Source organism: Heliobacterium mobile (assembly GCF_009720735.1).
GTDB lineage: Bacteria > Bacillota > Desulfitobacteriia > Heliobacteriales > Heliobacteriaceae > Heliobacterium > Heliobacterium mobile.
Genome location: NZ_WNKU01000018.1, coordinates 1 through 24,671 on the forward strand (window position 1 = coordinate 1; position 24,671 = coordinate 24,671).

Genomic DNA, 24,671 nt, shown 5'->3' on the forward strand with positions numbered 1-24,671 from the left:
TCAGCAAAGTCATTGCTTGCCATGGGCATCTCGGCAGAACAGGTCATCCCCGACATCCAAGCCGTCGGAAATGCAGTAGCAGCGGTTGGCGGCGGAGAAGAAGCCCTCGAAGGTGTGTCGATGGCCTTGGGACAAATCAACACCAGCGGCAAGCTTAATGCCCAGGACATGATGCAGTTAACTTCGCGGGGAATTGCAGCATGGGACATTCTCGCCAACAAAATGGGAATATCAACGGAAGAGCTTCGCAAACAGTCTGAACAAGGGAAAATCATGGCTAGCCAGGTGCTTCCCCTGCTGATTCAGGGAATGGGGGAGAAGTACGCTGGGGCTACTGATAAGTTAGGCAAGTCCTTCACCGGAATGACGTCAACCCTAAAAGATTTTATTTCATCAACGCTCGGGGAACTGACGAAACCGCTGTTTACCAAGCTAACCGACGCATTGGATAACCTTCTGAAAACCATTCAGCAACTGAAAAAAGAGGGCAGCTTGGATGCATGGGTGCAGAAAATTCAAAGCGGAATTGATACGGCTTACGAAACGCTAGTTTGGTTTGGGGGCGTCATGCTTTCGCTCGCGAAAGAAATTGCCGATCATTGGGGACTCATTAGTACGATCATTCTCGCTGTGGCCACCGGATTTGCCGCATTTCGAATCCTTTCGTTCGTCACTGCCTTATGGGGTGCCTATAAAGCGGTGGTTGTCACCGTAATGGAGGCTCAAGGAATCGTAAACGCCATTCTGGCCACCACGAACGGACTTTTATATCTAACCGCAGGCATCATCGCTGTCGTCGTGGCGGCCTGTTATGTGCTCTATAAAGCTTGGACAGAAGATTGGGGCGGGATTCGGGAAAAGACCTATTCGGTGGTCAACCTGATTTCTGCTTATATTACCGCGATGCTCACCCATGCCGAAATCGGCTTTAACCAGTTTCGGAGATTTGTTTATTCCGTCTTGGATTCAGTACTAAACGCGCTCAGCCCGGTGGTGGGCTTAATTGGCAAACTCGCCCCCGGCTTTGAGGAAGGATTTCAGCAAATACGGGCTTCCGTATCCAGTACGGTTTCAGACATCAACCTCAATATCGAATCGTTGCAAACTACTGCCGAGGAAGCGTCTGCGGCAATTGACCGAGCCAGTGACAATGTTTCGGCGGCCTTTCAATCTTGGGATACGCCGGGGGAGAAAATCGAAGAATCGGCGAACCAAACTGTGGATGCGTCGAGAACCCTGCAAGATGCCTTACGTTCCATCAAAACTGGTTGGAAAGACGCCGGTTCGGGAATGAGCGATACTTCGGAAAAGGCAAAGCAGCTAAAAACGCACGCCGAGGACGTCAAATCGGCTTGGCAAGTCGCCATCGACTCCATGAACTTTAAACTCAGTGTGTTGGACGCCGAGGAAGAAAAAGCGATCGCTCAACTCGGAAGCCACGCACAAAAGATACAAGAAGTCGCGGTCAAAACAGATTTTCTCAACCAAAAGATGAGTGTTCAGGCCGAGATGATTCGAGATCTTCAGGGGGAATACGCCCGGCTCGTTCAGGAAAAAGGGGAAGATGACGAAGCCACCCGGAAGACGTACCTCGATATGGCCAAGGCGGAAGCCGAGATGGCCAAAATGAAAAAAGAAGTCTCCGATCTGACCGACGAACTTAACCAGCAGGAAAAGCAGTTCAGCCAACTCTCTGACAAAGTGGTCGAGTTAGCCAGGAAATATAAAGAGGACCTCACCAAAGCCCAGGAAGACTACCGCTCCAAGGTGACAGAAGTCAACCATAAGCTCCGGGAAGATGAACAAAAAGCCACGGCAGATTTCCAGAAAGAACTGCAAAACCGGGCCGAAGCGATCGCCGACTTTGTGGGATTGTTTTCAACGGTGGAACACAAAAAAGTGTCTGGCGCGGATCTTCTAAACAACCTCGGAGATCAGGTAAACACATTACGCACTTGGGAAAGCAACCTATCCGTCCTTCGTGGGCGAGGGGTAAGCGACGGCCTACTTGGCGAACTTCAAAAATTAGGACCCAAAGCGGCGGACGAAGTAGAAGCCCTGACCGAAATGACCGACGAACAACTCCATCAATATGTCTCCCTTTGGAAACAACGATCATCCCTTGCGAAGTCTGAAGCCGTGAATGAGCTGCAGGATCTGGCAGCTCAGACATCCCAAAAGATTACCCAACTTCGGGCAGATGCAGCACAGCAACTGGAACAATATCGGCTGGAATGGAAGCAAAAGACGGCCGAAATTAAAGAGAATGCCCTCAAGGAGTTAAAGGGGATGGTCGATGACGCCGAAAAGATGGGGGCATTGATGGTGACCCGATTGGCCGCTGTGATTTCCAAGGCATCCCCAGAACTTGCGGCTGCTCTACAAGGGTTCGATCCGAGAGTGCCGCAGATGAATAGCGATCCAACGAAGGCGGCCCAAGACCAAAAGAACGGCGTGTTGCAGGCTGCGACTGAGCAAAAAGCCGGGGTCATTCAAGCCAACCTGGAGACGACAGTGACCGTCATTCAAACATGGTCCGATGCATCTACACAAATGATGAACCAACAAACACAAATGAAAGAGAGCACCCTTTCCCTATGGAAATCTGTACAAACGGCTTTATCTTCCCTATGGGCTAAACTTCTCGCTGACGTCACCACGACGTGGGCATCCATGAAAAATACAGTTTTTGATGTCATCAAAGAGGTCTCTCTAAAGTTTGAGGATCTTATAACCAAAGCGAATCACTGGGGCGTCAGCTTGATGTCCACATTTATTCATGGGATTCAGAGTCAATTCGGGCACTTAGAAGATGTCTTGTGGAATATGACCAGCCTAGTGGATTCCTACATGCCCCATTCACCGGCAAAGGTAGGGCCGTTGTCCCGTCTGGGTGAAACCGGACCGGGACTAGTAAAAGTATTTGCCGACGGCATTACGAACAGTTTGCCGTACCTGGCGACGGCCTCGGCAAAAATGGCCGGAGTAGCCTCTGTGGCTTTACCAGGAGTTTCAACGAATTCCTTGCTTACAAGCGGTAACACAATCGCTGCAGGGAGCCAAACCTTTCACATTACGATCCACGGCAGCAACGGACAGGAGATTTGGGAGCAGTTAGAGCGACAACTTGTGCGCCGAGGGGTGAGACTGAGTGGCTGATGTATTTCTCATCGCAGGCGTAAATCAGACCTCGAATATATTGCTGGATCGGATTTCAATCGAGCAAGTGTTGACTTCGGCAGTGGACATCTGCTCTTTTTCGATTAAGAGCGTTAAGCCCTCTGAAGGTGATGAAGTCATCGTTGAAATCGATGGAGTAAGGGTCTTTGGTGGGATTGTAGATATCGTCAAACTCTCCAAGACGACGGGTATCCATATCTGGGATGTCGACTGCCAGGACTATACCTATCAACTCGATCGCAAATTGGTCGTAGAAACCTACGAGAATATGACGGCAGACCAGATTGTAAAGGACATTCTGCTCAAATACGGCCAAGGGTTTACCGGAGATCACATCCGTCCAGGTGCGCCTACGGTACAGTACATCGTGTTCGATTACTTGCGGCCTTCTGATTGTTTCAAAAAGCTGGCTGATTACTGTGGATGGGACTGGTACGTTGATTACTACCGGGACGTATGGTTTTTTAATGCGACTATAGATGCCTCCGTTGAGCCGTCATTGGTAGATTCCTTATTTCCGTTACGAAACCTGAAGCACACCATTGACACCCAAGGGCTTCGAAACCGGGTGTATGTACGGGGCGGGACGACACTTTCTGACCCGTTTGTTTATGAAATCATGGCGGACGGCAAAGCAAGAGTTTGGACATTACCGCATAAGCCACACAACGTCACCATGGCTATCTCGGGAATCCCGAAACGTGTAGGGATAGAAAACGTAGATGATGAAGCCGCTGTGGATTTCCTCTTAAATTTTCAGGAGAAATATATCAGGGCTTCTTCCCGAACCCTAACACCGGCCAATGGGGCAACTGTAACGTTTACCTATTGTTACGATATCGACGTCATTACAATGGTGGACGATTTCGACTCTCAAATGGCGATCGCCCAAGTTCAGGGGGGAGACGGGGTGTATGAACATGTCATTCATGAAAATTCGTTAACCACCATTGAAGCCGCAGAGGCCGCTGGACTAGCCGACTTGAGACAGTTTGCGAATCCACGGGTGCGAGGAAGTTTTGAGACCGAAATCCCCGGCTGGGTTCCTGGTCAACTCGTGACCATCCAATTGCCTGATAGGGGAATCGTAAACACCTTCCTGGTACAGAAAGTCATGCTTTCCCCTTTAACCCCGGATACGTGGACGTTTTCGGTGGAATATGGAGGACGGCTTATTGGTATTCCTGATTTTTTGCAAGCATTAGTCAGTGCCCAAAAAACCGAGGGTAATGAAACCGCACTGCTCAATAAATTCGTGTATGGAACCGAGGGGTTACACGTTGGCGATCAAATGACGCTAATGGCTGGCCAAACGCTGTACAAGAATGAGGAAAGTCGGGAAGGCGTATTCCCACCCATTCTCGTCGGGGACGGCGAAGATCGTCCGGCGATTCCCACTTGTGGTTCCTGTCTCATTGTTTTTGCTCGTAACGCATGGCAATCGCCCTCAGCAAAAATTAAAACCAGCATCGATGGACTGAATTACACGCCCTGGCAGACGGTAGACCTGGACCTTGTGATCACAGTTCCCTATACAGGCTTTATCAAACTTGCCAACTTTGGGGCAGATATCAAATATTACAACTTTAAAAAGCCCTTTGATGAAACAAGTAATATTTGCGGTGAGGTGGTCGTTTCGTAATGAAATCATCCCTAGAAATCAAGGGTGAATGGTTTTTTGAACTGGAAGGAGGCCGAGTCATCGGACCTCTTTTTAATTCTATTTCTTCGGCAGGTCTGGAAATTTTGTCGCAAAGCATCGCTGATTTACCCAGTCCCTATTTGGTGGTGGGTGATGACACGAATCCCGGTGAAACCATCGTCGAAGTGTTCCGAAAACCGGTGTCTAGCATTATCGTATCGAGAAATCAGGTGCGGTTTCGCACTCAGTTTCTTTCGGGTGAAGCGAACGGGGAGCACCGAAAAGCCTCCATCTTTGTTGGGGGGACAGACGTGGCAGGAACCGGAACGATGCTCAACCTGCTGACCCAACCTTGGTCAAAGTCATCCAATGTGGTCCTGACCGTAGAGACCCGGCTCACGATTACGTCGTCGTAAAGGAGTGCCACCGATACCATGATCAACGCATTCAAAGCGGGAACAAGTGTAATCGATGAAGCCACCATGAATTCCATTCTTTCGTTACAACCCTTTTCACTGATTTATGACGGAACACAAGTAGATGCCAAAACGGGCGCTGGAGTGGTCCAATTCGATTGTGCGAGCTATGACTATCTGATTTCCTTTATAGCAAGCGGTGTCACCGAGATTTCTCGGATTGAACTGGAACTGGTGAAAGACGGCACTGGGGCCGACGTGACCGTAGAAATTCGTTCGGGGTTAAGTATCGATGGCAGCACCGAAGGAACGCTGGTAAAGAAAATGGTGTTACCTACAGAATTTCTGCCTGCGGCAAAATCCTATATGAGCGTTCCTGTAGACGTAACGGGTCTCACCAGTGGGGCGAGATATTGGTTGGTCATCCGAAAAAAGGGTGATGCGACCAACCACTTTCACGTTCACGGAGAAACCAATGCCGATTCGAATCACCTTTGTTATTACCGGAGCGGAACCGGCACATGGGCTCCCACAAACGCCATTCATTTTAAGATTTTTTCCGGTGAAAACGGTGAACTGAAGCATGGCATGTATGGAAACGGTTATACCACCGTGGAATACAGCGGCGAAATGATCAGCAAGATGTACCGATATTTACCACCCGCCGGAACAACGCAAGGCGGAATTCGGGATGTGCTGACCTATACCTGGAACGGTGAGTATTTGAAACGAGGAGGGCTATAACCATTTTCGGATTGAATGAAACCCTGTTATCGTTCCTTCGGCGGCAGGTGGGTTTACGAACCGACGCATCCAGCGCGATAGGCAGTGTTCATGCCAAGTTAGGGGATATGAAAGACACGTCCAATGCGAATTTTAGTACGATAAACTCAGCCCTGGCCCGGAACCCATGGGCAGCAGGGAAAAAAACCTATGCCGTGTATGGGCAGAATTATAACAATGCGGCATCGAGTACGCCGGATACCGACTTATTTAACATCACTGGCCCATTGCTGATTATTGGCGGATATATTGAGTTCGGTTCCAGTAGTTATGTTCGTTATACCTTAGAGACGGATGGGACCTATTGGTTTAACGGTGTTTACGGAAGTTCCTTCGGGGGGAGTGGCGGCATGTATGTATGGAGGGACGTTGCGGTCAATGGCGGGAACCAAAAATCCTACGCCTTTGTGTTGCCAGACCCTTATCTGTTTAAATATACCGGTACAACGAGCTACAACTACGAAACCTTTTCCTCCAATGCGATTTTTACTTTCCCATCACCGTTTTATGTGGAACAACGGTGCCGGTTGATGTTTAATACTTCAAGCAGTGGAAACGGGCCAGTAAATACTCGGTGGGGTGTTTACTATATCCGCTAAGAGAAGGGGACACGAATGAATACAGAAATTATCATCGAGAACGGCTCTGTTTACGAACTGCATAAAGACGGTGATGAAGTTATATGCAAATGTTTCAAATGTGCAGCTATGAAACTTGTCATTACCGGGGGAAAAAGTTCAATGGGAATCGGAGAAACCCTTTCCCTTCACGTAGAACTTCGAGACTGGCAGGACACACCCATTCCGGATCGGAGTCAAAAAATAACCGTGAGTGTTGCACATGAGGAAGGTGATCCCGTTGTAATCGCCCTTGAAGCGGTGGGAGGAAAAGCGGAGTTTGATTTTATGAGTAATTCGGCGGGAACGTTTTTGGTGCAAGCGGTTGTCGATGAAGTAACCCATGAACCGGGAGTGTTTTGTGTGGAGGTGCAGTAAACATGGGTAAACCCACCTTGGTGATACCGAAATCCCAGAAGCAGTCAGCCTCTGAACGGATCACTGCAAAAATTGCAGACTATACTGCGAAAAAAAACAAAGGCGAAAAACCTTCCTTGGACAGCGTAAACGAAAAGCTAGACTTAATGATTGAGTTGCTAATAAAATCCAATGCTTAAGACGCAAACCGCGTCTTTTTTTTATTCCCGAAAAACGTGAGAAAGGGGGTGAGTCATGGACGGACTGTTGGCGGAAGCCCTTTCCCAAGGGTTGTGGGCGACGCTGTTTGTATCCTTGTATTTGTATCAATTGCAAGAAAGTCGTCGCCTGCAAACCGAAGCACGGGGAAGGGAGGATAAATTGACTGACTTTCTCCGAGACATTTCCAAGCAGTTTGAGATTCTTGCGAAGCAGTATGAACGGCTCAGTGACGATGTGCAAATTATCAAATCCGAAATTCGAGAAAGGGGCAATTAATCATGGCAAACATCATTCAGGACATCGTACCTCAAGGCGCAAAAAATCGTCCCGGCTATCCCATGACACCCATGTTCATCACCGTTCATAACACGGGCAACAGTGCTCCTGGTGCGGATGCCGCTGGTCATGCTGCCTTTATCAAGTCTCCCGGTGCCGGGACAACCAGTTGGCACTTCTCGGTGGATGATCACCAAATCATCCAGCACATCCCGACGAACGAGAACGCTTGGCATGCTGGCGATGGGGCAAACGGGCCTGGCAACCGGACCAGTATCGGCGTAGAGATTTGCGAGAACAGTGACGGCAATCTGGCGCAAGCAGAGGCCAACGCCATTGACCTCATCATTGACTTGATGAAGCAGTTTAACATCCCGATCACGAATGTGGTTCCCCACAAGCACTGGACCGGTAAGGATTGTCCCCATCTCATCCTGCCGCGATGGGATGCCTTTATCGCTTCGATAGCAAAGCGGCAAAAAGAACGCGAACTCGCGGAAAAACTCGCAACGGTCCCCGATTGGGCGAGGGATGGTGTTAAAAAATTAATCGATAAAGAGATTCTGACGGATCCCGTTGGAGATACCACATTCTATCGGCTTGTTGCCATTCTTGATCGCCTCAAATTGATCGCTTCGTAGAGTCGGAAAAAACTTCCGGCTCCTTTTTGTCACGATCAACCTCCATTTCTCGCATTAAGAGATGTAAGGGTTGTGAGGGGAGGTGATTAGACATGTTCGAACCGGCAGTGGTCGTCGCGGTACTCATCGCCATCGGTCAATTCGCCAAGCTGTACATCGACAGCAAGTATATCCCGCTGATTACGCTGGTCCTTGGATTGGTCGCTGGGGTGGCGTACATTCCCGCAGAAACCATTCAGGTTGGCATACTCAATGGCGTTATCGTCGGGCTTTCCGCCAACGGATTGTTTGACGTTACAAAAACATTACACAGAAAAATTGAATAGCAAACTTTACCCACTGGCTGCGTACAGCGGCCGGTGGGGCCATTTCTCGTTTATAGCCGAAGGAGGAGGAAAAATGACTGGGAAAATGATTAGCATCGCAATGGAACGTTCCTTTGATGTGATTGATAAGAAGTGGGACAACGACATCTATGTCAAGATGTATCGTTCGGCCGTCACTAGCGGACTCATCGCCAAACTGGGACCCGAACGGTGGACGGTTCTGTGTATTATCGCCAGCTATATGGATGAACAGGGGAATTGCTTTCCATCTCAAAGTGCCATCGCCAAGGGATTCGGATGTACGCGACAGACGGCCCTCCGATGGATTAACTCCTTACTTGCGTTTCGCTGGAATAATCGCCCAGTGATTGAACGGGTGAAGAATCGAAGACGAAATGGACTGTCCTACTACACGATTTTGCCATTATCTCAGCTAGCCATCTTTAATGGGGAAGTCGAACCAACAGGCGATGTCCAATCCCACGACTTCAAAGAATTGGACGTCAAAGACCTGGACGTCACGATGTCAAAGTCCACGACGTCCGATGTAAAAGAGCCCGACGTCACGATGTCAAAGGTCTTTGACACAAACTATAACCACTATAACAAGAACCATAGTAACAAGAACCATAGTAACCAGATAGCCAAGGCAGGGACCGTTGGGAATACAGATATAGACCCAACAGACCTGACCCATCCAAAGAAGATCATTGAATACTTCTGTGAGAAATACCGTCAGAGATACACCGTGAACTACAACCCGAATTGGAAACGTGACGTGGGACTGGTAAAGAACAAGCTGATGACCGTTTATGAGCCTGTTCAAATCCGTTCGATCATCGACACCGTATTTGCCGAGTACGATACCCGATGGAAGAAGGACACCTACCCCCGGCCATCCATTGGACAGCTCGCGACGTGGTTATCTAATGAAGCTTTGGCTGTTGCAGAGGAAGAACAGCGGACGGACTTTACGCAGGTGAAGCGACATGGTGGCTATAGCGTTGAGGCCATTATGGCGCGTCTGGAACGAGGAAGTGGGAAGGAGTGAGTGCGATCGAATGTCTGCTCTCTACCCAATGCAAAAAGGCTGGCGACGTTGCCCTGTGCCATGGCCACTGCTATGCCTACCTAAAACTACACGGGGAAAGCGGTACCGGCGGCTTGTGGGGGCAAACAGGCATTTCTGTGGCCTATCGTCAAGTAACGGCTCATACGTTGCCGTTCCAGTCGGACAATCCCGAAGCGTTTCGGATGGTCACCACGTACTGTCGGAATGTGCTTCATCAAGTGGGCGAGGGGGTTGGTTTGTATCTGTACTCCGTACCTAACGCCATCAATCCTAAGGGAACCGGCACAGGCAAGACCACGGCAGCGGTAGTCATCCTTCATGAGTATCTGGTCGCTCGAATCATACAGCACGTGAAGCAAATAAAACCCATCATCCAGCTACCGACGTTATTCATCAACGCCTCCAAGTTTCAGAACCGGTTCAATGCCCAATTCCGTGGACCCCGTGAGATGCAAGAAAAGGCCTCTGTCGCTTTTTACCAATGTAAGTCCGATATGTTACAAGCAGAGCTACTCGTCCTCGATGACGTTGGCGTACGTGAAGCGACAGAGGCATACAAGAATGAGTTCTATGAGGTCATCGATGAACGGTGTACCGAACGGAAGGCGACGATATTTACGTCCAATGAACCATTGGAGCGTCTGGGTAAATTACTGGACCCACGGATTGCCAGTCGAATCGAAGGGATGGCGATTCCGATCTCTTTCGAAGGTGAAGATCAGCGCACAAAACAGATGCGTTGATGACGAGTTGGCAACTAAACAAAGATTGAACACAAAAATTTTTAGGAGGATGTAAATCAATGATGAACATGCAGAAAGTATTCAACTATGAGGGTGCTCAGGTGCGGACAGTGATGATCGATGGAGAGCCATGGTTTGTAGCAAAAGATGTGTGCAATGTGCTGGAACATTCTGATACGAGTAAAGCCGTTTCACGATTAGATAATGATGAAAAGGGTACGAACATTGTTCGGACCCCTGGGGGAGAACAAGAAATGGTCATCATCAATGAACCAGGACTATATTCCCTTGTCCTTACTAGTCGTAAACCCGAGGCTAAAGCGTTCAAACGGTGGGTTACTCATGAGGTTCTTCCAAGTATCCGTCAGACCGGAGCGTACTCAATTTTCTATGACCTCATCCCTAAAACACTCCCGGAAGCATTGCATAAATACGCCGAAGCACTCGAAGAAAATGGTCGCTTAACAGAAAAAATAAATACTCTCACCGATCAAATTGAGACGGATGCGCCAAAAGTGGAGGCGTTCAATAACTTCATCGAATCTCATGCTTGGCAGACCATCGCAGAAGTCGCCAAGTCACTAAATTACGGTCGTAATCGTATCTATCAGATCCTGCGTGAAGAAGGAATTCTCATCAAAAGCGGAATGGACAGAAATCTTCCACTGCAAAAATACATCGAACGTGGGTACTTTTCGGTCAAAGAGTACACCTTCTGGAAAAACGGACAATGGATGACGAAAAGCCGCACACTGGTTTCTCCCACCGGGATAGAGTTCATCCGGAATGTTCTGAAGCATAGAAAACTGGCTTCGTAGTTTATGTCCCAACAAACCAACCCAAATCATTCAAAAATAATTAGGAGGACGACATCAATGACGGACTTTTCTTTTCAGGTAATTGAACAACAAGGCCAACGGGTGCTCACTACGGCTCAACTAGCTGAGGCGTTCGGAACGGAAGCTGTAATTATCAGTAACAATTTTAACCGCAACAAAGAGCGTTATACCGAGGGTAAACATTATTTTACACTGGAAGGCAAAGAAAAACGTGATTTTATGAACTATCATCAATTTGATACCAGTCTGAAAAAAGCCAAAATTGTTTACCTCTGGACTGAAAAAGGTGCCTGCCTCAACGCAAAAAGCCTTCAGACTGATCAGGCGTGGAAAGCGTATGAAATGCTAGTTGATGAATATTACCGAATGAAACAGGAACTTGAACGTCCGACTTTCGAAGGCCGGATAATTCCCAAAAACTATATAGAAGCCTTGGATGCGCTTGTCCAGACGGAAAAAATGCGACTAGAACTCGTCGCTAAGGTCGAAGCCGATGCACCGAAGGTGGAAGCGTTTGATATCTTTATCGAATCCCATGGATGGCAAACCATGTCGGAAGTTGCCAAGTCGATGGATGAAGGTCGCAATGGCACTTATGAGGCACTTCGGGAGGAAGGGATTTTAATCAAGAGTGGAATGGACAAAAATTTACCCCTTCAAAAGTACATTGAAAGCGGTCATTTCATGGTGAAAGAGTACACCTTCTTCGCAAATGGCCAATGGATGACCAAAGGACGAACATTGGTGTCACCCAAAGGTGTAGAGTTGATTCGGCAAATCCTCAAAAGCAGAAAGGGAGTGGCGTAACCACTATGTTTTGGCAATCCATGAGAGAGGGTGGATTAAATGCAGGAGGCGCAACTACTTTCCAAAGTGATTGATGAAGACGCTTTCTCGGTACTAAATCGTTTCAACGTCGATGTAACCGACTTTCCTACGTTGGGCGAGGTCTATCTGTTCGTCCGGGAGTATGTACGGGAAAACAAACAATCGCCGGATTACCGAACGGTTGTAGGGCAGTTTGAGCAGTTCGAGTACATCCCGGACGTGCAGGATTCATTCAAATATCTCTGCACCCGTCTCAAGGCCCTATCGGCCAAACGGCGAGCCTTTGAATTGCTCCAACATCAAGCGGCCAAGAAGTTTAGTGAGCTTTCCGGGGACAAGTTTATTCAGTGGTTAAAAGAGGAGACGTTACGGATTGAAGCCACCACGTTGGTTCGCTTTGATGTGGGCACCAACTATGCGGTCAACGGGGAAGAACGGAAATCGTGGTATGAACAAGCAAAGGAAAGTCGATCTCGATCATATATTCCCGCGCCGTATCCATCGCTGACTGAAGCATTGGGTGGTGGATTCGAGATTGGGGACTATATCCTGCTCATGGCCTTTACAAACCGGGGAAAGTCTTGGCTGGCCTCGCATATCGGGCTGTCAGCTTGGGAGAACCAGTTTGGGGTTCTTCATTATTCACCAGAGCTTTCCAAACGTCAACAGGCTCTACGGTTGGATACGTTGATGGGGAAGTTCGATAACGTCAAATTACGCCGGGGATTGTTAGCGAATGAATCGCAGTATTTCGACTATCTGGAAGCCTTCACACCGGAAATGTCCATGGCTCCCTATGTGATCAAAACCATGGAAGACTTGCCCGATGGTTTGTCCGTTGAAGTGATAGAAGCCGACTTACAGATGAATCCGAATATAAAAATGGTCATTATCGACGGCTTTAATTTAATGAATCATGGCAAAGGAAAGATGAGGGATTCAATGTCCTACACCTCACGAAGACTCCGCCAATTGTTTGGACGGTATGAGGTAGCTGGACTGGTTGTGCATCAAACACCGGGGGCAGCCGAAAAAGAAAAGCGAAAATCGGATGAAGACGGCTGCCGAATGGTAAAGCCGCCGAAGCTGACCGACTACTCCGAAACAGTGGCCGTCATTCAGGACGCAGCGACTGCGCTGACGTTCGATGCCGGTGATGGTATCGGCAAAATCAGCATCGAAAAAGCCCGGGAACCGAACGTGGGAAAGGTCATTGAGTTGGTTTGTGATTTCAATGTGGGCCTTATTCGGGAGACGGATGTGACCGATTTGTTTTGACTGGGATGTATTGTCAGGACGTTTTTTGTCACAATCGGGATCGAAAAAACGCATTAAGAGTATGTAAGGACAAAACAGTCCTACAAAAAAACTGAGGAGGAATTCACAACATGAAATCGCTACAAGTCCTTGAGATGAACGGACAACGGTTGCTCACGACAGCCCAACTAGCGGATGCGTACGAGGCGGATATGAAAAAGATAAACGACAATTTCCAGAACAATAAGGACCGTTATACCAAAGAGAAACACTATTATGCACTCACAGGAGATGACTTAAAAGAATTCAAAAGAGCTTACCCGAAAATTTCGGGGAACCTCAAATTTGCTCCTGTGCTGTACCTCTGGACTGAAAAAGGAGCCTGGCTTCACGCCAAGTCACTAAATACGGACCGAGCTTGGGAAGCTTACGAGATGCTGGTGGACGAGTATTACCGGATGAAGGAACAGCTACCGCAGAGCGAACCTCAATATGAACTTCCGAGCAACTTCGCAGAAGCCTTACGGCAATTGGCCGATAGCGTGGAAGAAAATCAGAGACTGCGAGAAAAGATTGAAGAGCAAGCCCCAAAGGTTAACGCCTATCAAACCTTTATGTCCGCAGTAAATGTTTTGCCCGTGAATGAGATTGCAAAGTCGATGGAACTGGGACCGAATACCCTGTTTAACCTGATGAGAGATTGGAAGCTCATGTTCAAGAACCAGGAGGGATACAACATTCCGTATCAGCATTTCATTAAAGCCGGATGTTTTACCGTAAAAACAAAAACCTTCTGGAAAAACGGTGTTAGCCTCAACTCGTCCCGAACCTTCGTAACCCCAAAAGGACAAGATCTGATATTTAGGTTAGCGCGAAAATACAATTTAATTAAAGGAGGACAAAGCAAATGACTAATATGAACTCGGTAAAAGAAATCAATTCAAAACTAACCCGTCTTCCTCAAATTATTGAATTCGATGGTGCTGATATTCGAACTTCAATTATTGAAAATAAGCTTTGGTTTGTTGCAAAAGATATTTGTGATGCCGTCGGTATCGGAAATCCCTCATATGCTCTGACGCGAATCGACTGCAACGATAGAATACTTCATCCTATAGAAACTTCCGGAGGTTTGCAGAACTTATTAATGATTAACGAATCAGGGATATACCAACTTTTACTGACCAGTCGCAAAGCGAAAGCGAACGAACTAAAGAAGAAGATAATCCGACTAGCAGTATCTAGTTATCGTCAATCATGCTTAGATGAAAAAGTAAACAGCAAAATTTTGAGTTATGAAAGGGCGTTAACTGTGCAACCTCAACAAATCCAAGTTTTTAACTTTCAGGGTCAATCCTTACGAACTGCAGAAATAGATGAGGAAATTTGGTGGGTCGCTAAAGATGTTTGTGAGGCACTCGATATTGGTAATCCAACAAAAGCCCTATATCGCCTTGACGATGATGAAAAAATGACACTTACCGACAGAGAAACCATCCTTACTATTAGTAAGGGTGCAATGATACCCATGGTAACCCTCGTCAATGAACCTGGATTATATTCACTTATACTCACGAGTCGCAAACCACAAGCTAAAACGTTTAAGCGTTGGGTCACTCATGAGGTCATTCCTAGCATCCGAAAAACAGGTCGCTATGCCGTCAACGAATCCGAAGTTACAAATGAACAGATGGAAAAACTCGTGGATACCGTAACACGGGCGATGGAGACTATGACCAGCATTGTTTCAACGAGCATGAATGCCACAAACGATATGGTTACCAAGACGATGGACACTACAAACAACGTTATGACTACAGTCCACCAATTAATCAAGACATTAGAACCAGCTCATCCCGAAACAGTGAAACCTACCAATAAACCGTATGCAAATATCGTTGATTTGGAAAGTCGTATCCATGAACTGCGGGATAAAATGCCCAGTCATAACCTTAGAAAATACATCCACCAACTGGCGTCTTGGAGCGGAAAACCAACTGTCTGTTATGGTCGAGTCTATGCGAAGTTAGCAAAGACCACAGGATTTGATGTGTTAGAAGCATACCAAGTCCAAGAAGGCAATAAGGTCAATAAAATCACTTTAGTAGAACAAGCAGGTTACCTACCCGAAGCGGTCGCCATTATGGAAACGGTGATTCAGGACGTCGCATGATCGCGCTTCATAATCAGGATATCGACGTCGATATTGCATCTGAACTCCGGCTATACGACTGGAACCGCCCTCGTTGGACAGAAAACAAATTCCTCGCCTGCTCACCCTTTCGACCCGAACGTCACCCATCTTTTGCCATCCGTCTGGACACGGGAGTATGGATCGATTCCGGTAGCGATGACGCAGAATGGAAGAAAGGAAATTTTCCACGGCTGCTTTCATGGTTGCGAAATGAGACCTACGAGGAAACCGTTGAATATCTAATCGAGCACTATGGAGTCCAAACGGCCGATGCCGATTCTCTTCAATTAAAAATACGCCTGCTTACTTTGGAGGCAGAAAGCCGGACACCGTTACATTCTAATGTACTCATCCCTTTTCAATACCGACATCCTTATCTAGGTGATCAACGTGGTATATCTGAAAACATGCAGAGAACCTTCCAAATTGGATACGACCGAAAACGAAAAGCGATCACCTTTCCTTGGTTTGACCGTGCGGGAAATCTGGTCAATATCAAGTTTCGAAGTGTCCGAGACAAAATCTTCTGGTATTACGAAGGCGGACAACCGATTCGCGACCACATTTATGGCCTGAATTACGTTGTCCGCTCAAGAAAAGAACAGGTATTTATTGTTGAAAGCGAGATTGATGCTCTCACTCTATGGCAAGCGGGTTTCGGGGCAGTGGCGTTAGGGGGAGCTCACTTGTCGACTCGACAGAGGGATCTGTTGATCCGGTTACCTATCAAAGAATTAGTTATCGCTACGGACAACGACCTGCCCGGAAAACGACTTGCGGACAGCCTAATAGAACAACTTGGCGGACAACTGTCCCTAAAGACCCTGGTCTTACCGAGTTACGCTAAAGACGTGAATGTACTGTCACAAGAGGCATTACTTCAAATTTGTCACTCGCTCCGAGACATTAGTGTTCGTATATTCTAGCCAAATCCTAACGCCGTCTTATTAGGTTAATTGCTTCCTTAATCGAAATCCAAATCCCATAAAGGGTGGTGAGTATCGCTATTGCAGATATAAAACCCATAATAATCTGCACTCGTGTTTCATTCTTTTCGGTTTTTTCAGTCGGATATACTTTCATCGTAAAGAAGCGGACGATGGCATCGTATACTTCGCCAATGCTAGAGGGGTTAGTAAGAAGTACTTCCTTTCCCTCATAATTGACTCGCATCATAATTAACTTTTTCATGCCACGGGAAAGACGGATCTGAAGAAACAACCATGCTCCGAACGATAAACCCAAAATTGCACCAGAAACTAGTAACGAAAGCGCACCAAGAAAATGCTGAAAAAGAGTAATTTGAGGTTTATGGTTTTTCATTCTTCAGTCACCCCATCCATTTTTTCGGATTCCATTTCCTCAATGAATGAGAGGTAAGTGTCGTAAATTTCCTCGTAGAGTTCTTGTTTTCGTTTTTTGGACAATTTGGGATTGCTATTAATCTCAAGGAGTAATTTTTGGAATTGAGGGCTTTTTTCAAGTTCATCGGTAACCGATTCTGGAATTTTCCCCAACCGTTGGTACAGCTCGTTGATATCAATCTGATAATACTTCGCCAACTCAACAATTAAGTTATCGCTGGGTGCTTTTAAACCACGTTCGATTTCTGAAAGGAAATTTACAGAAACGCCAACATTTTCACTAACTTCAGCAAGCGTAGAGCCTTGTTTTATCCGTAGATCCCTCAAAAAATCGCCGGTATCTGCAACACGTTGCCAGTAAGCGGCTTTCTCACGCCCCGTCATTCGCTTCGCCATATTCTTGGACCCCTTTCATAACGTCCCCTAAAAACGGTGCAACAAAACTGGGATTCAATAGTTCCCAATAATCTACATCTAGCTTTATATGTCGAATCGTGCGAACATTAAGCCTGTCCTCAGTTAAACTATACAGATTAAGAGGATAAAGATTAAAAAAAGTAAAGACATACGTCAAGAAGACGGAAAGGGGACGCGAACGTTGAAAGATCGAGATAAGCTCGACGGTTACGCACTGGAATTTGCCCGAACGGGAGATGGTCATGCATTCGAAGAACTACTCCGAATCATGGATCCGATTCTGAAATACGAGGCTCGAAAAAGAGAAAATGAGTACATTCACTACGATGAACTCTACCTTATGTTTCAAGAGACTGTCTGGGAAGCTGCCCTGGACTTTAACGGAGAGAAAACCTTTATTCAACGGTGTATGCACATCATGTATCGAAAATTCATCGACTTGTGTCGCCATTATCGTGCCCAAAAGCGGTTCCCGATTAAACCATTAATCTATTTAGCGAATGATGGAAACGAAGAAACCGAATCCTCAGCGAGCCCATTATGGCTCGTCGAAAATTCGGCGGTAGAACAAACGGTAGAAGAAAACCTCTATATAAAAGAACTGCTCGATGGTTTTGCGAGAACCAACGAGCAGCAAGGTAAAATCATTAAGCTTATTCACTTCGGATGCACCAACAAAGAAATCGCGTCCATCGTATTCGGAGAGAACGAATACGGGGATCGACCGCGAAAGGGGGTGCAACGGGCCAAACAAAAATTCAAAGAGTACCTAGACAATGCAGCCTAAGTATCAAAGAACCGTCGGCCTAAAAAGAAGTTCTGTTTCGATTATAACCATAACGATAATAAAACTCAATTACTAAGGGGGACGTAATTCATGGGTGTGATTACAGCGAAAGGCAAGGATGCCAAAGAATCGGTGAATAAGAAGAACTCAAATATCGACTTCAAAAAGGTTTACATCCGCTTAAAAGATGGAGAATCTGTTCGGGTTCGGTTACTAACTCCAGAGGATTATGTGGAATACCGAGCACATGGTTCCTTCCAGCATGAGATATACACGCAACCCTGTATTCAACCGGCGGGTCAAAAGTGTGCTCACTGTGAAGCGGCAAGTGCGGGTATAGAAGAGTACCAAGGACTCCGGGCAAAAAAGCGGTACCTGTTCGCCTTTGCAGATATCGACGAAGGAATCGTTCGAGTCTTTGACGGCAGCAGAGGACAAACACAGGGACTCATTAACACCATTGAGCAATACGCCGAGGATCTCCACGAGTTGGCCTTCGTATTCAAACGAACTGGAACTAAGACGGATACGACATATTCTTTAAACCCCATTATTAAACTGAAACCCGATGACCGTGAGAAGTTTAGCCGGTTTGACGGAACCACAGTGGAAGAAGATTTCTACGAAACAGTCCTGCAACCACGGAGCCGACAACAACAGATTGAGGAACTTCAGAAAGCAGGATTCCTGGTTGAACGAACCTTTGCGGGTGAACTCGTGGATGAAGCCGTAAAGCCTATTGAAGAAAGCACCAATCCCGAAAACATTTTTTGATAGAGGCGGCTCTCCGCCTTCCTTAACCCAGGCAAAGAAGAGGTGATATTCGTCGAACTAAGAATCACCGGACTTGCGATAGTAGATCACCAGTCAACCGATCGAGTCCGAGAAGCCCAAAAGAAAAAGGAACTGATGATGCGGGAACCTACCTGGGAGGAAGTTTGGTACACCGGTTGGATGAGACCATCCGGCAAATTACAGGCGGCCATTTTATCATCAAAGCTGGGGGGATTGGATAAGAAACGACTCCAGATGGTCAAGTCCGCCATTGATGCCGGTGAAATCGGCCTTGGCGTAGATAGCCTTAAGAAGTTTACCAAGGCCCATGCCATGCGGTTGTGGCGCGACTTGCAAGAACAGCGAAAAGAAACGGTCCTTAAAGACATGGTCGCCCAGACACCGGATAATTACCGGCTGATACAAACGGAATCTCAGTTGGAACAGTTGGTCGTCGCTCTGCAAAGCGAACCTATTATATCATTCGATACAGAAACAACGGGTTTAGACGTGTACAACGATGTAATCGTTGGCATGTCCCTAACCTTGCCCAAAGCGGATTACCACGTCTATATCCCGGTGGCTCATAAGGTCGGGAAACAGTTGAAACGCTCGGTTGTCATGGACGCACTTATGCCGATGCTCACTAACCCAAAGGTAGGCAAGGTGCTTCACAACGCCAAGTACGACATGCACATGTTGATTCGCCACGGAGTTCGGATGCGAGGATTGGCCCATGACACTCGGGTGGCAATGGCTCTGCTGAATGAAAATGAGACGTCCTATGCCTTAAAGAATCTGGCAACAAAATACGGCAAACACTTTGGATTTGAAGATACCAGCCTCACATTTGAAGATCTCTTTGGAAAAACCTGCTTTGACGAAGTTCCGTTAGATGTTGCTTTAGTCTATGCCGCCAAGGATACCCATCTCACATGGAAGCTCTATGAGTGGCAACGGCAGCACCTTCAGCGACTGGGTAAACTGGAAGAGTTGTATCGGGAACTGGAGAATCCGCTGATTGATGTCTGTGTCGAAATGGAACAGTGCGGGTTCCTTATCGACCGGAACTATGCCCAGGAGTACGGTGAGGAACTTCGGAGTGAGATTCATCAACTGGAGCTATCCCTAACCGATCACTTCGGAGATATCAACTGCAACTCGCCCATCCAGTTAGCCCGGAAGTTGTACGATGAGCTGAAATTACCAGAGGTCAATGCCCGGTCCACCGATGTGAAAACGCTAAAAGCCTTAAAGGACAAGCATCCTGGTATTGAGCATCTGTTAAAATACCGGGAACTTACGAAACTTCTCAGCACCTACGTCGAGGCCTTACCGGAACGAATTAAGTCCGATGGCCGAATTCATGGATCTTTTAATCAGGTGGCCACCGTGACTGGCCGGTTCTCTAGCAACGAACCGAACCTGCAAAACCTGCCGCCCAAGGCAAGGAAGCTGATCATCGCTCCACCGGGCAAGCTGATTATTGGGAGTGACTTCTCGCAGATCGAACCACGGGTGCTGGCCCATATCAGCGGCGACCGTCATCTCCAAGAACCATACTTGAACGGTCAGGATTTGTATTCCACGTTGGCCAGCCGGGTATTCAAGAAGCCCATCGAAGAGTGCGGCGATGGGTCGAAGTACCGGAAAATGATGAAGGTTGGGCTTCTCGCTGTGATGTACGGTACGAGTATGCACACGCTATCAACCCAACTGGAGATCACGGTTGATGAGGCCCACCAGTTCATTTGCGACTTCTTTAGAACCTACCCACAAGTGCATTCCTTCATTAAATATACTCATGAGTTTGTTAAAGAAAATGAGTACGTGGAAACCTTGTACGGAAGAAAACGCCGATTTCCTGGACATCGACAGAAGGCGAAGGTTTATGATTCATTAGCGAAACAAATCTGCGAGATTCTCGGTGTCGAAGAACTGCCACTAAACGTCTGGCGAAACAATGATATCCCTCGTGACCTCAAGCGAAAATTTTACGATGTCAAGGGAGATGTAGAATCGGCTCGGCGGCAGAGTGTCAACGCTGTTATCCAAGGAACGGCCGCCGATATCATGAAGCGAGCCATGCTGAATTTACAACAGTATTGCTTAGCGAGAGGCTGGTCCCTGTGCGGAACAGTTCATGACGAGGCGTTGATGATGGTGGATGATAGCGTTACTAATGGTGATGTGAAGGAAATTGAGGAGTGCATGACATCGGCGGCTTCTTTGGATGTACCTCTCGTCGTCGATACCGAAATCATGCAACGATGGGGAGAAGGAGTAAAGAAAGAGGAGTGGTTCGCATCGGCAGCTTAGTTAATCGGGTTGGAGCAAAGGAACTCCGGCAGGAAGTTTTATCGGATGCTAACGATCGCGGCCAAGAGTTGACCAAGGCTATCCTTAAACACTTTGATGCAATTCATTCCATTGAGGAACCGAACGATAACGAGATTGAAAAGTATCTGCTCATGGATGAGTTGGATGGTTTGAACAGCGATACGAGCAAGTTAGGGTTCAAAAAAGGAGTTATTACTTTCTCGCCTTCATCGGCCTACAAATGTGAACGGGAACTTTATTTCAAAGTTAAAAAGGTTGAAGCCTCTTTTGTTGACCGCTTTCCTTACCAACGACGATGGTCCCGTAACGGTTCAGCAGTACACCGGGCGATGCAGCGAGATTTACTGTACGCCGAGACTCATCTGGATGCACCGCAATTTACGGTGGTACGAACAAAAACCACCAACCGACCGGCATGGGAAAAGAACATCCGGCAGGTTAGGCAGTTTGAGCGTAACGGCCAACGGTTCCAGCTATACGGCATGATGGACGGAGTCCTTCAATATCAACCGGATGGCAGCAAGATCGGGCTGGAGTTTAAGACCAAGTCTACCACTCTTGGAGTTATCGGCGAGTACAAGATGAAGGATGCTCAAGCGGATCACAAAGATCAATGCGTGGCTTACTCGCTGTTATTTGACCTTGATGAGTTCCTCATTGTGTATGAATCCCTCGCCAAGGACAGCTGGACCAAAGGTGCGGAGGCGAAGCCAGACATGCGAGCCTTTTATATGAATGTAACGGATGAAGATCGCAATCGACTGTTGGATAAATTCGCAGACGTGGCTGGTATGTGCTACGCCAATAAACTACCTCGGGCTATGGTGGAGAAATGCTTCTTCTGTTTGTATAAGCCTCACTGCCATCAGATGAACGCACAGGTGGCGGCGTAATGGGGCGCACAAATTATCAACGAGGCTATGAGATTGAACGGAAGATTGTTCATGAGTTGACAGGACGAGGATTCCTGGTGGTGAGGTCTGCTGGTTCCCATTCCAAGGTGGATGTGCTCGGTATTAGCCGAAGACGCATCTTGGCCGTACAGTCCAAACGAACCAAGCGGTTCTCTATGGCGGCATATCGAAAAGAGATTGCCGGTATCCAAGCGACCATTAAAGAACACAACATTGATGAAGTAATTGATTTTGAGTTCTGGGTGTGGGTGGACCGACAGGGGTTCCGAAAGTGGAAGGTGACCATTGATAGCGTATCGGAGGTGGCGTGATGGCCACAGTTCGGATTGCTGGATTCAACGACCTGAATATATCAGATGCCGACGGTATCGCCTTCAGCATCTTTTTTCAAGGATGCCGACGGAGGTGTCCTGGCTGCCATAATCCCGAATTGCAGTTTTTTGACGGTGGGGAAGAGATGGATACCGATGAGATTGCTCGGCGAATTCAAGCGAATCAGCGATTCTATGATGCTGTGGTCTTTGTGGGCGGAGAGCCGATGGACCAGCCCGATGCGTTGAAGGTATTGTTGGCAGCGGTAAAATCCATTGGGTTGAGCACATGGCTGTACACGGGCCACAACATCTTCTCGATTTCCGACGACATTATCGACCTATGTGACGTTATCATTGCCGGGGAATACCGTCAGGAATTACACACTGGCGGATTCCCGGCCAGTTCCAATCAAATCATTGTGGACCGACGGAAGGAGAAGGTAGCTTGAAGATATCCCTTACTTTTGAACCGGGTTTCGATACGCTCTATCAGAAGTTTTCGAAAGACCCCATTGGACTGAAGATGTTGGAACTGGAAGGTATTAGCCCCAATAAGGTCGATGTGGGGCAAATGTCTCACGATTACTTCACCAAGCGGCTGGCCGATGCCAGCGTCGACCAAAACGCCAACTCCAATGAGGAACTGTCGGCCAACAACTATCAAGCCGAAGTCACCAAAGGAATCTTGAAGCTCGAAGGTTATTATCTCTTGTGGCGGTACAGCAAAAAACGATTTGGACTTCACCGGGCTAATAAGCTGATATCCGCAATCTGGCGTGGTGAACTGTATTTCCACGATAGCTCTGGGCAGGGGATTCAGATTCCGTACTGCTTCGCATTTTCCACGGCGAACTTGATGGTTGAAGGGCGGCCTTATGGTCAACTGCAAAGCCTACCACCAAAAAGGTCGGATAGCTTCATGGCTCAAGTGACCGAAGTCGTGATGGACTTAAGTCAGGAGTTTGCAGGTGCGGTGGCTCCCGGGGATCTCATCGTCAACCTTGCATGGTATCTGAAACAGGAAGCACGTAATCCGGAAAGGGAAGAGGACCGGGATTATATCGTCAACCTCTGGCAGAAGTTTGTGCACGTAGCCAATAACAAGTTTCGTACGAGTGGGCAGTCACCGTTCTCTAACGTTTCTATCTTTGACCGTGAAAACCTGAAGAAACTATTTTCCGAATATCGCTACCCCGATGGCTCGGAAGTGGACGTAGAGTACGTCATGCAAATTCAGAAAATCATTGCGGAGTTCTTTGCCAACGGTGATCCGGCAACCGGCTTGCCGTACCGATTCCCGGTCATGACTGCCAACCTTTGTGTCGACGAAAACCGGCAGCCGTTAGACGAGGATTTCCTGGAGTTTATTAGCCAAATCAACGTCAAACTCGGCGTGCTGAACATTTACGCCAATGAAGGATCCAAGATTGCAATGTGCTGCCGTTATGTAAACGATACCGAACGCATGAGCTACCGGGCCGACAGCTTTGGTAACGGCGGTCTCAATATTGGCTCTCACCGGGTAGTCACCATCAACTTCCCAAGATTAGCGTTAGATGCCAGTGATGAAAAGCACTTCTTCACTCTATTGGAACGGCGAGCACAGATGGCTAAGGATTTGCTGTTGGTTCACCGGGAAGAGATCCTTCGCCGACGGGTAGAGAAGGGATTCCTAAAATTCTTTAAGCCGCTTGGTTGGTTTTCACTGGACATGCTGTTCTCCACTATCGGCATTCACGGTCAGTATGAGATGTGCGAGTTTATGGGGATGCCGATGGAGAGTGAAGAAGGGCAATCGTTCACCGAGAAAGTGCTAAAGAAAACGGAGGAATATGCTATAGATTTCAGCCAAGAAACGGGACACTCCTTCAACACAGAGGAAATCCCTGCGGAGAGCACAGCAGTGACATTGGCGAAAAAGGACCGCTTAATCTATCGCAAGCTACAGCCCTTTGAATTGTACTCAAACCAGTATGTTCCCTTAATCGCGGATATGGGGACCACCGATCGCATTCACCTAACTGGTCGCTTCATGAAGCACGTTAGCGGCGGAGGTATCTTGCACCTTAATGTTCAGGAACGGATTACCGACCCAACTATAATGAAGAAACTCATCTTGATTTCCTTATCAGAGGGAGTTGAACACTTTGCCATCAACTATGGATTCGGGGTTTGCGCCAGTGGTCATACGTCCATAGTGGGGACCGGTAACAACTGCCCTATCTGCGGACAGCCCATAGTGGATTACATGACCCGAGTGATTGGATATTTCACGAAGGTATCTTCCTGGGGCGATGTTCGGAAGAATTACGAGTATCCGAAGCGGAAGTTCAATGAACTACAACAAGCAGGATAAGCGAATTTAGGA

Annotated in this window: 27 protein-coding genes; 25 read left to right on the plus strand and 2 right to left on the minus strand. The window is 47.5% G+C overall.

Annotated elements, in window-relative coordinates; all coding sequences use genetic code 11:
* The 18 genes from GJ688_RS13580 to GJ688_RS13665 all read left to right on the plus strand — a co-directional run.
* On the plus strand, positions 1–3,159 hold a 3,159-nt coding region (locus GJ688_RS13580), incomplete at its 5' end, for a tape measure protein (protein ID WP_155477099.1).
* A complete protein-coding gene (locus GJ688_RS13585; protein ID WP_155477100.1) occupies positions 3,152–4,822 on the plus strand; it encodes a hypothetical protein in 1,671 nt (556 codons plus the stop codon). The genes GJ688_RS13580 and GJ688_RS13585, both read left to right, overlap by 8 nt.
* The gene (locus GJ688_RS13590) at positions 4,822–5,238 is read left to right on the plus strand and encodes a hypothetical protein (protein ID WP_155477101.1); all 417 of its coding nucleotides are present in this window, start codon (positions 4,822–4,824) and stop codon (positions 5,236–5,238) included. The genes GJ688_RS13585 and GJ688_RS13590 overlap by 1 nt, the downstream gene beginning before the upstream one ends.
* Positions 5,239–5,256: 18 nt before the next feature.
* Complete coding sequence (locus tag GJ688_RS13595; RefSeq protein WP_155477102.1) at positions 5,257–5,982, plus strand: hypothetical protein; 726 nt, start codon at positions 5,257–5,259, stop codon at positions 5,980–5,982.
* A 107-nt stretch (positions 5,983–6,089) separates the two neighbouring features.
* A complete protein-coding gene (locus tag GJ688_RS13600) occupies positions 6,090–6,620 on the plus strand; it encodes a hypothetical protein (protein WP_170291983.1) in 531 nt (176 codons plus the stop codon).
* A gap of 15 nt (positions 6,621–6,635) precedes the next feature.
* Positions 6,636–7,016 (plus strand): hypothetical protein, encoded by a 381-nt coding sequence (locus tag GJ688_RS13605; protein WP_155477104.1) that lies wholly within the window; start codon positions 6,636–6,638, stop codon positions 7,014–7,016.
* Between the two features lie 2 nt (positions 7,017–7,018).
* A complete protein-coding gene (locus tag GJ688_RS13610) occupies positions 7,019–7,195 on the plus strand; it encodes a hypothetical protein (RefSeq protein ID WP_155477105.1) in 177 nt (58 codons plus the stop codon).
* Between the two features lie 55 nt (positions 7,196–7,250).
* On the plus strand, positions 7,251–7,493 hold the full coding sequence (locus GJ688_RS13615; RefSeq protein ID WP_155477106.1) for a BhlA/UviB family holin-like peptide: 243 nt from the start codon (positions 7,251–7,253) through the stop codon (positions 7,491–7,493).
* Positions 7,494–7,495: 2 nt separating this feature from the next.
* The gene (locus GJ688_RS13620) at positions 7,496–8,134 is read left to right on the plus strand and encodes a peptidoglycan recognition protein family protein (RefSeq protein ID WP_155477107.1); all 639 of its coding nucleotides are present in this window, start codon (positions 7,496–7,498) and stop codon (positions 8,132–8,134) included.
* 92 nt (positions 8,135–8,226) lie between these two features.
* The gene (locus GJ688_RS13625) at positions 8,227–8,460 is read left to right on the plus strand and encodes a phage holin family protein (protein ID WP_155477108.1); all 234 of its coding nucleotides are present in this window, start codon (positions 8,227–8,229) and stop codon (positions 8,458–8,460) included.
* 73 nt (positions 8,461–8,533) lie between these two features.
* Positions 8,534–9,511, plus strand: coding sequence for a helix-turn-helix domain-containing protein (locus tag GJ688_RS13630; RefSeq protein WP_170291984.1), 978 nt, complete (start codon positions 8,534–8,536; stop codon positions 9,509–9,511).
* Complete coding sequence (locus tag GJ688_RS13635; protein ID WP_328597372.1) at positions 9,508–10,275, plus strand: ATP-binding protein; 768 nt, start codon at positions 9,508–9,510, stop codon at positions 10,273–10,275. Before GJ688_RS13630 ends, GJ688_RS13635 begins: the two co-directional genes overlap by 4 nt.
* 59 nt (positions 10,276–10,334) lie before the next feature.
* The gene (locus GJ688_RS13640; RefSeq protein WP_155477110.1) at positions 10,335–11,093 is read left to right on the plus strand and encodes a BRO family protein; all 759 of its coding nucleotides are present in this window, start codon (positions 10,335–10,337) and stop codon (positions 11,091–11,093) included.
* Between the two features lie 57 nt (positions 11,094–11,150).
* Positions 11,151–11,921, plus strand: coding sequence for a phage antirepressor KilAC domain-containing protein (locus tag GJ688_RS20315; protein WP_170291985.1), 771 nt, complete (start codon positions 11,151–11,153; stop codon positions 11,919–11,921).
* 39 nt (positions 11,922–11,960) lie between these two features.
* The gene (locus GJ688_RS13650; RefSeq protein WP_155477111.1) at positions 11,961–13,220 is read left to right on the plus strand and encodes a DnaB-like helicase C-terminal domain-containing protein; all 1,260 of its coding nucleotides are present in this window, start codon (positions 11,961–11,963) and stop codon (positions 13,218–13,220) included.
* A gap of 110 nt (positions 13,221–13,330) precedes the next feature.
* Positions 13,331–14,110 carry a phage antirepressor KilAC domain-containing protein gene (locus GJ688_RS13655; protein WP_155477112.1) on the plus strand — a complete coding sequence of 260 codons (780 nt, stop codon included), beginning with the start codon at positions 13,331–13,333 and terminating at the stop codon, positions 14,108–14,110.
* Positions 14,107–15,372, plus strand: a complete 1,266-nt coding sequence (locus tag GJ688_RS13660; protein WP_155477113.1) for a BRO-N domain-containing protein — start codon at positions 14,107–14,109, stop codon at positions 15,370–15,372. The genes GJ688_RS13655 and GJ688_RS13660 overlap by 4 nt, the downstream gene beginning before the upstream one ends.
* The gene (locus tag GJ688_RS13665) at positions 15,369–16,319 is read left to right on the plus strand and encodes a toprim domain-containing protein (RefSeq protein ID WP_155477114.1); all 951 of its coding nucleotides are present in this window, start codon (positions 15,369–15,371) and stop codon (positions 16,317–16,319) included. The genes GJ688_RS13660 and GJ688_RS13665 overlap by 4 nt, the downstream gene beginning before the upstream one ends.
* A gap of 7 nt (positions 16,320–16,326) precedes the next feature.
* On the opposite strand, the gene GJ688_RS13670 is transcribed toward GJ688_RS13665, so the two are convergent.
* On the minus strand, positions 16,327–16,716 hold the full coding sequence (locus GJ688_RS13670) for a hypothetical protein (RefSeq protein ID WP_155477115.1): 390 nt from the start codon (positions 16,714–16,716) through the stop codon (positions 16,327–16,329).
* Positions 16,713–17,153, minus strand: coding sequence for a helix-turn-helix domain-containing protein (locus tag GJ688_RS13675; RefSeq protein ID WP_155477116.1), 441 nt, complete (start codon positions 17,151–17,153; stop codon positions 16,713–16,715). The genes GJ688_RS13670 and GJ688_RS13675 overlap by 4 nt, the downstream gene beginning before the upstream one ends.
* Before the next feature lie 202 nt (positions 17,154–17,355).
* Here GJ688_RS13675 and GJ688_RS13680 point away from each other — a divergent pair, with 202 nt between their 5' ends.
* From GJ688_RS13680 to GJ688_RS13710, 7 genes are all read left to right on the plus strand, one after another.
* Complete coding sequence (locus tag GJ688_RS13680) at positions 17,356–17,961, plus strand: RNA polymerase sigma factor (protein WP_155477117.1); 606 nt, start codon at positions 17,356–17,358, stop codon at positions 17,959–17,961.
* Between the two features lie 90 nt (positions 17,962–18,051).
* Positions 18,052–18,735, plus strand: a complete 684-nt coding sequence (locus tag GJ688_RS13685) for a hypothetical protein (protein ID WP_155477118.1) — start codon at positions 18,052–18,054, stop codon at positions 18,733–18,735.
* 42 nt (positions 18,736–18,777) lie between these two features.
* Positions 18,778–21,054 (plus strand): DNA polymerase, encoded by a 2,277-nt coding sequence (locus GJ688_RS13690; protein WP_328597373.1) that lies wholly within the window; start codon positions 18,778–18,780, stop codon positions 21,052–21,054.
* A complete protein-coding gene (locus GJ688_RS13695; RefSeq protein ID WP_155477119.1) occupies positions 21,033–21,968 on the plus strand; it encodes a hypothetical protein in 936 nt (311 codons plus the stop codon). Before GJ688_RS13690 ends, GJ688_RS13695 begins: the two co-directional genes overlap by 22 nt.
* Entirely contained in the window at positions 21,968–22,300 is a 333-nt protein-coding gene (locus tag GJ688_RS13700) for a PDDEXK family nuclease (protein WP_155477120.1), read from the plus strand. The genes GJ688_RS13695 and GJ688_RS13700 overlap by 1 nt, the downstream gene beginning before the upstream one ends.
* Positions 22,300–22,752, plus strand: a complete 453-nt coding sequence (locus tag GJ688_RS13705; RefSeq protein WP_155477121.1) for a 4Fe-4S single cluster domain-containing protein — start codon at positions 22,300–22,302, stop codon at positions 22,750–22,752. The genes GJ688_RS13700 and GJ688_RS13705 overlap by 1 nt, the downstream gene beginning before the upstream one ends.
* Positions 22,749–24,659 (plus strand): anaerobic ribonucleoside-triphosphate reductase, encoded by a 1,911-nt coding sequence (locus tag GJ688_RS13710; RefSeq protein WP_155477122.1) that lies wholly within the window; start codon positions 22,749–22,751, stop codon positions 24,657–24,659. Before GJ688_RS13705 ends, GJ688_RS13710 begins: the two co-directional genes overlap by 4 nt.
* Positions 24,660–24,671 lie beyond the last annotated feature (12 nt).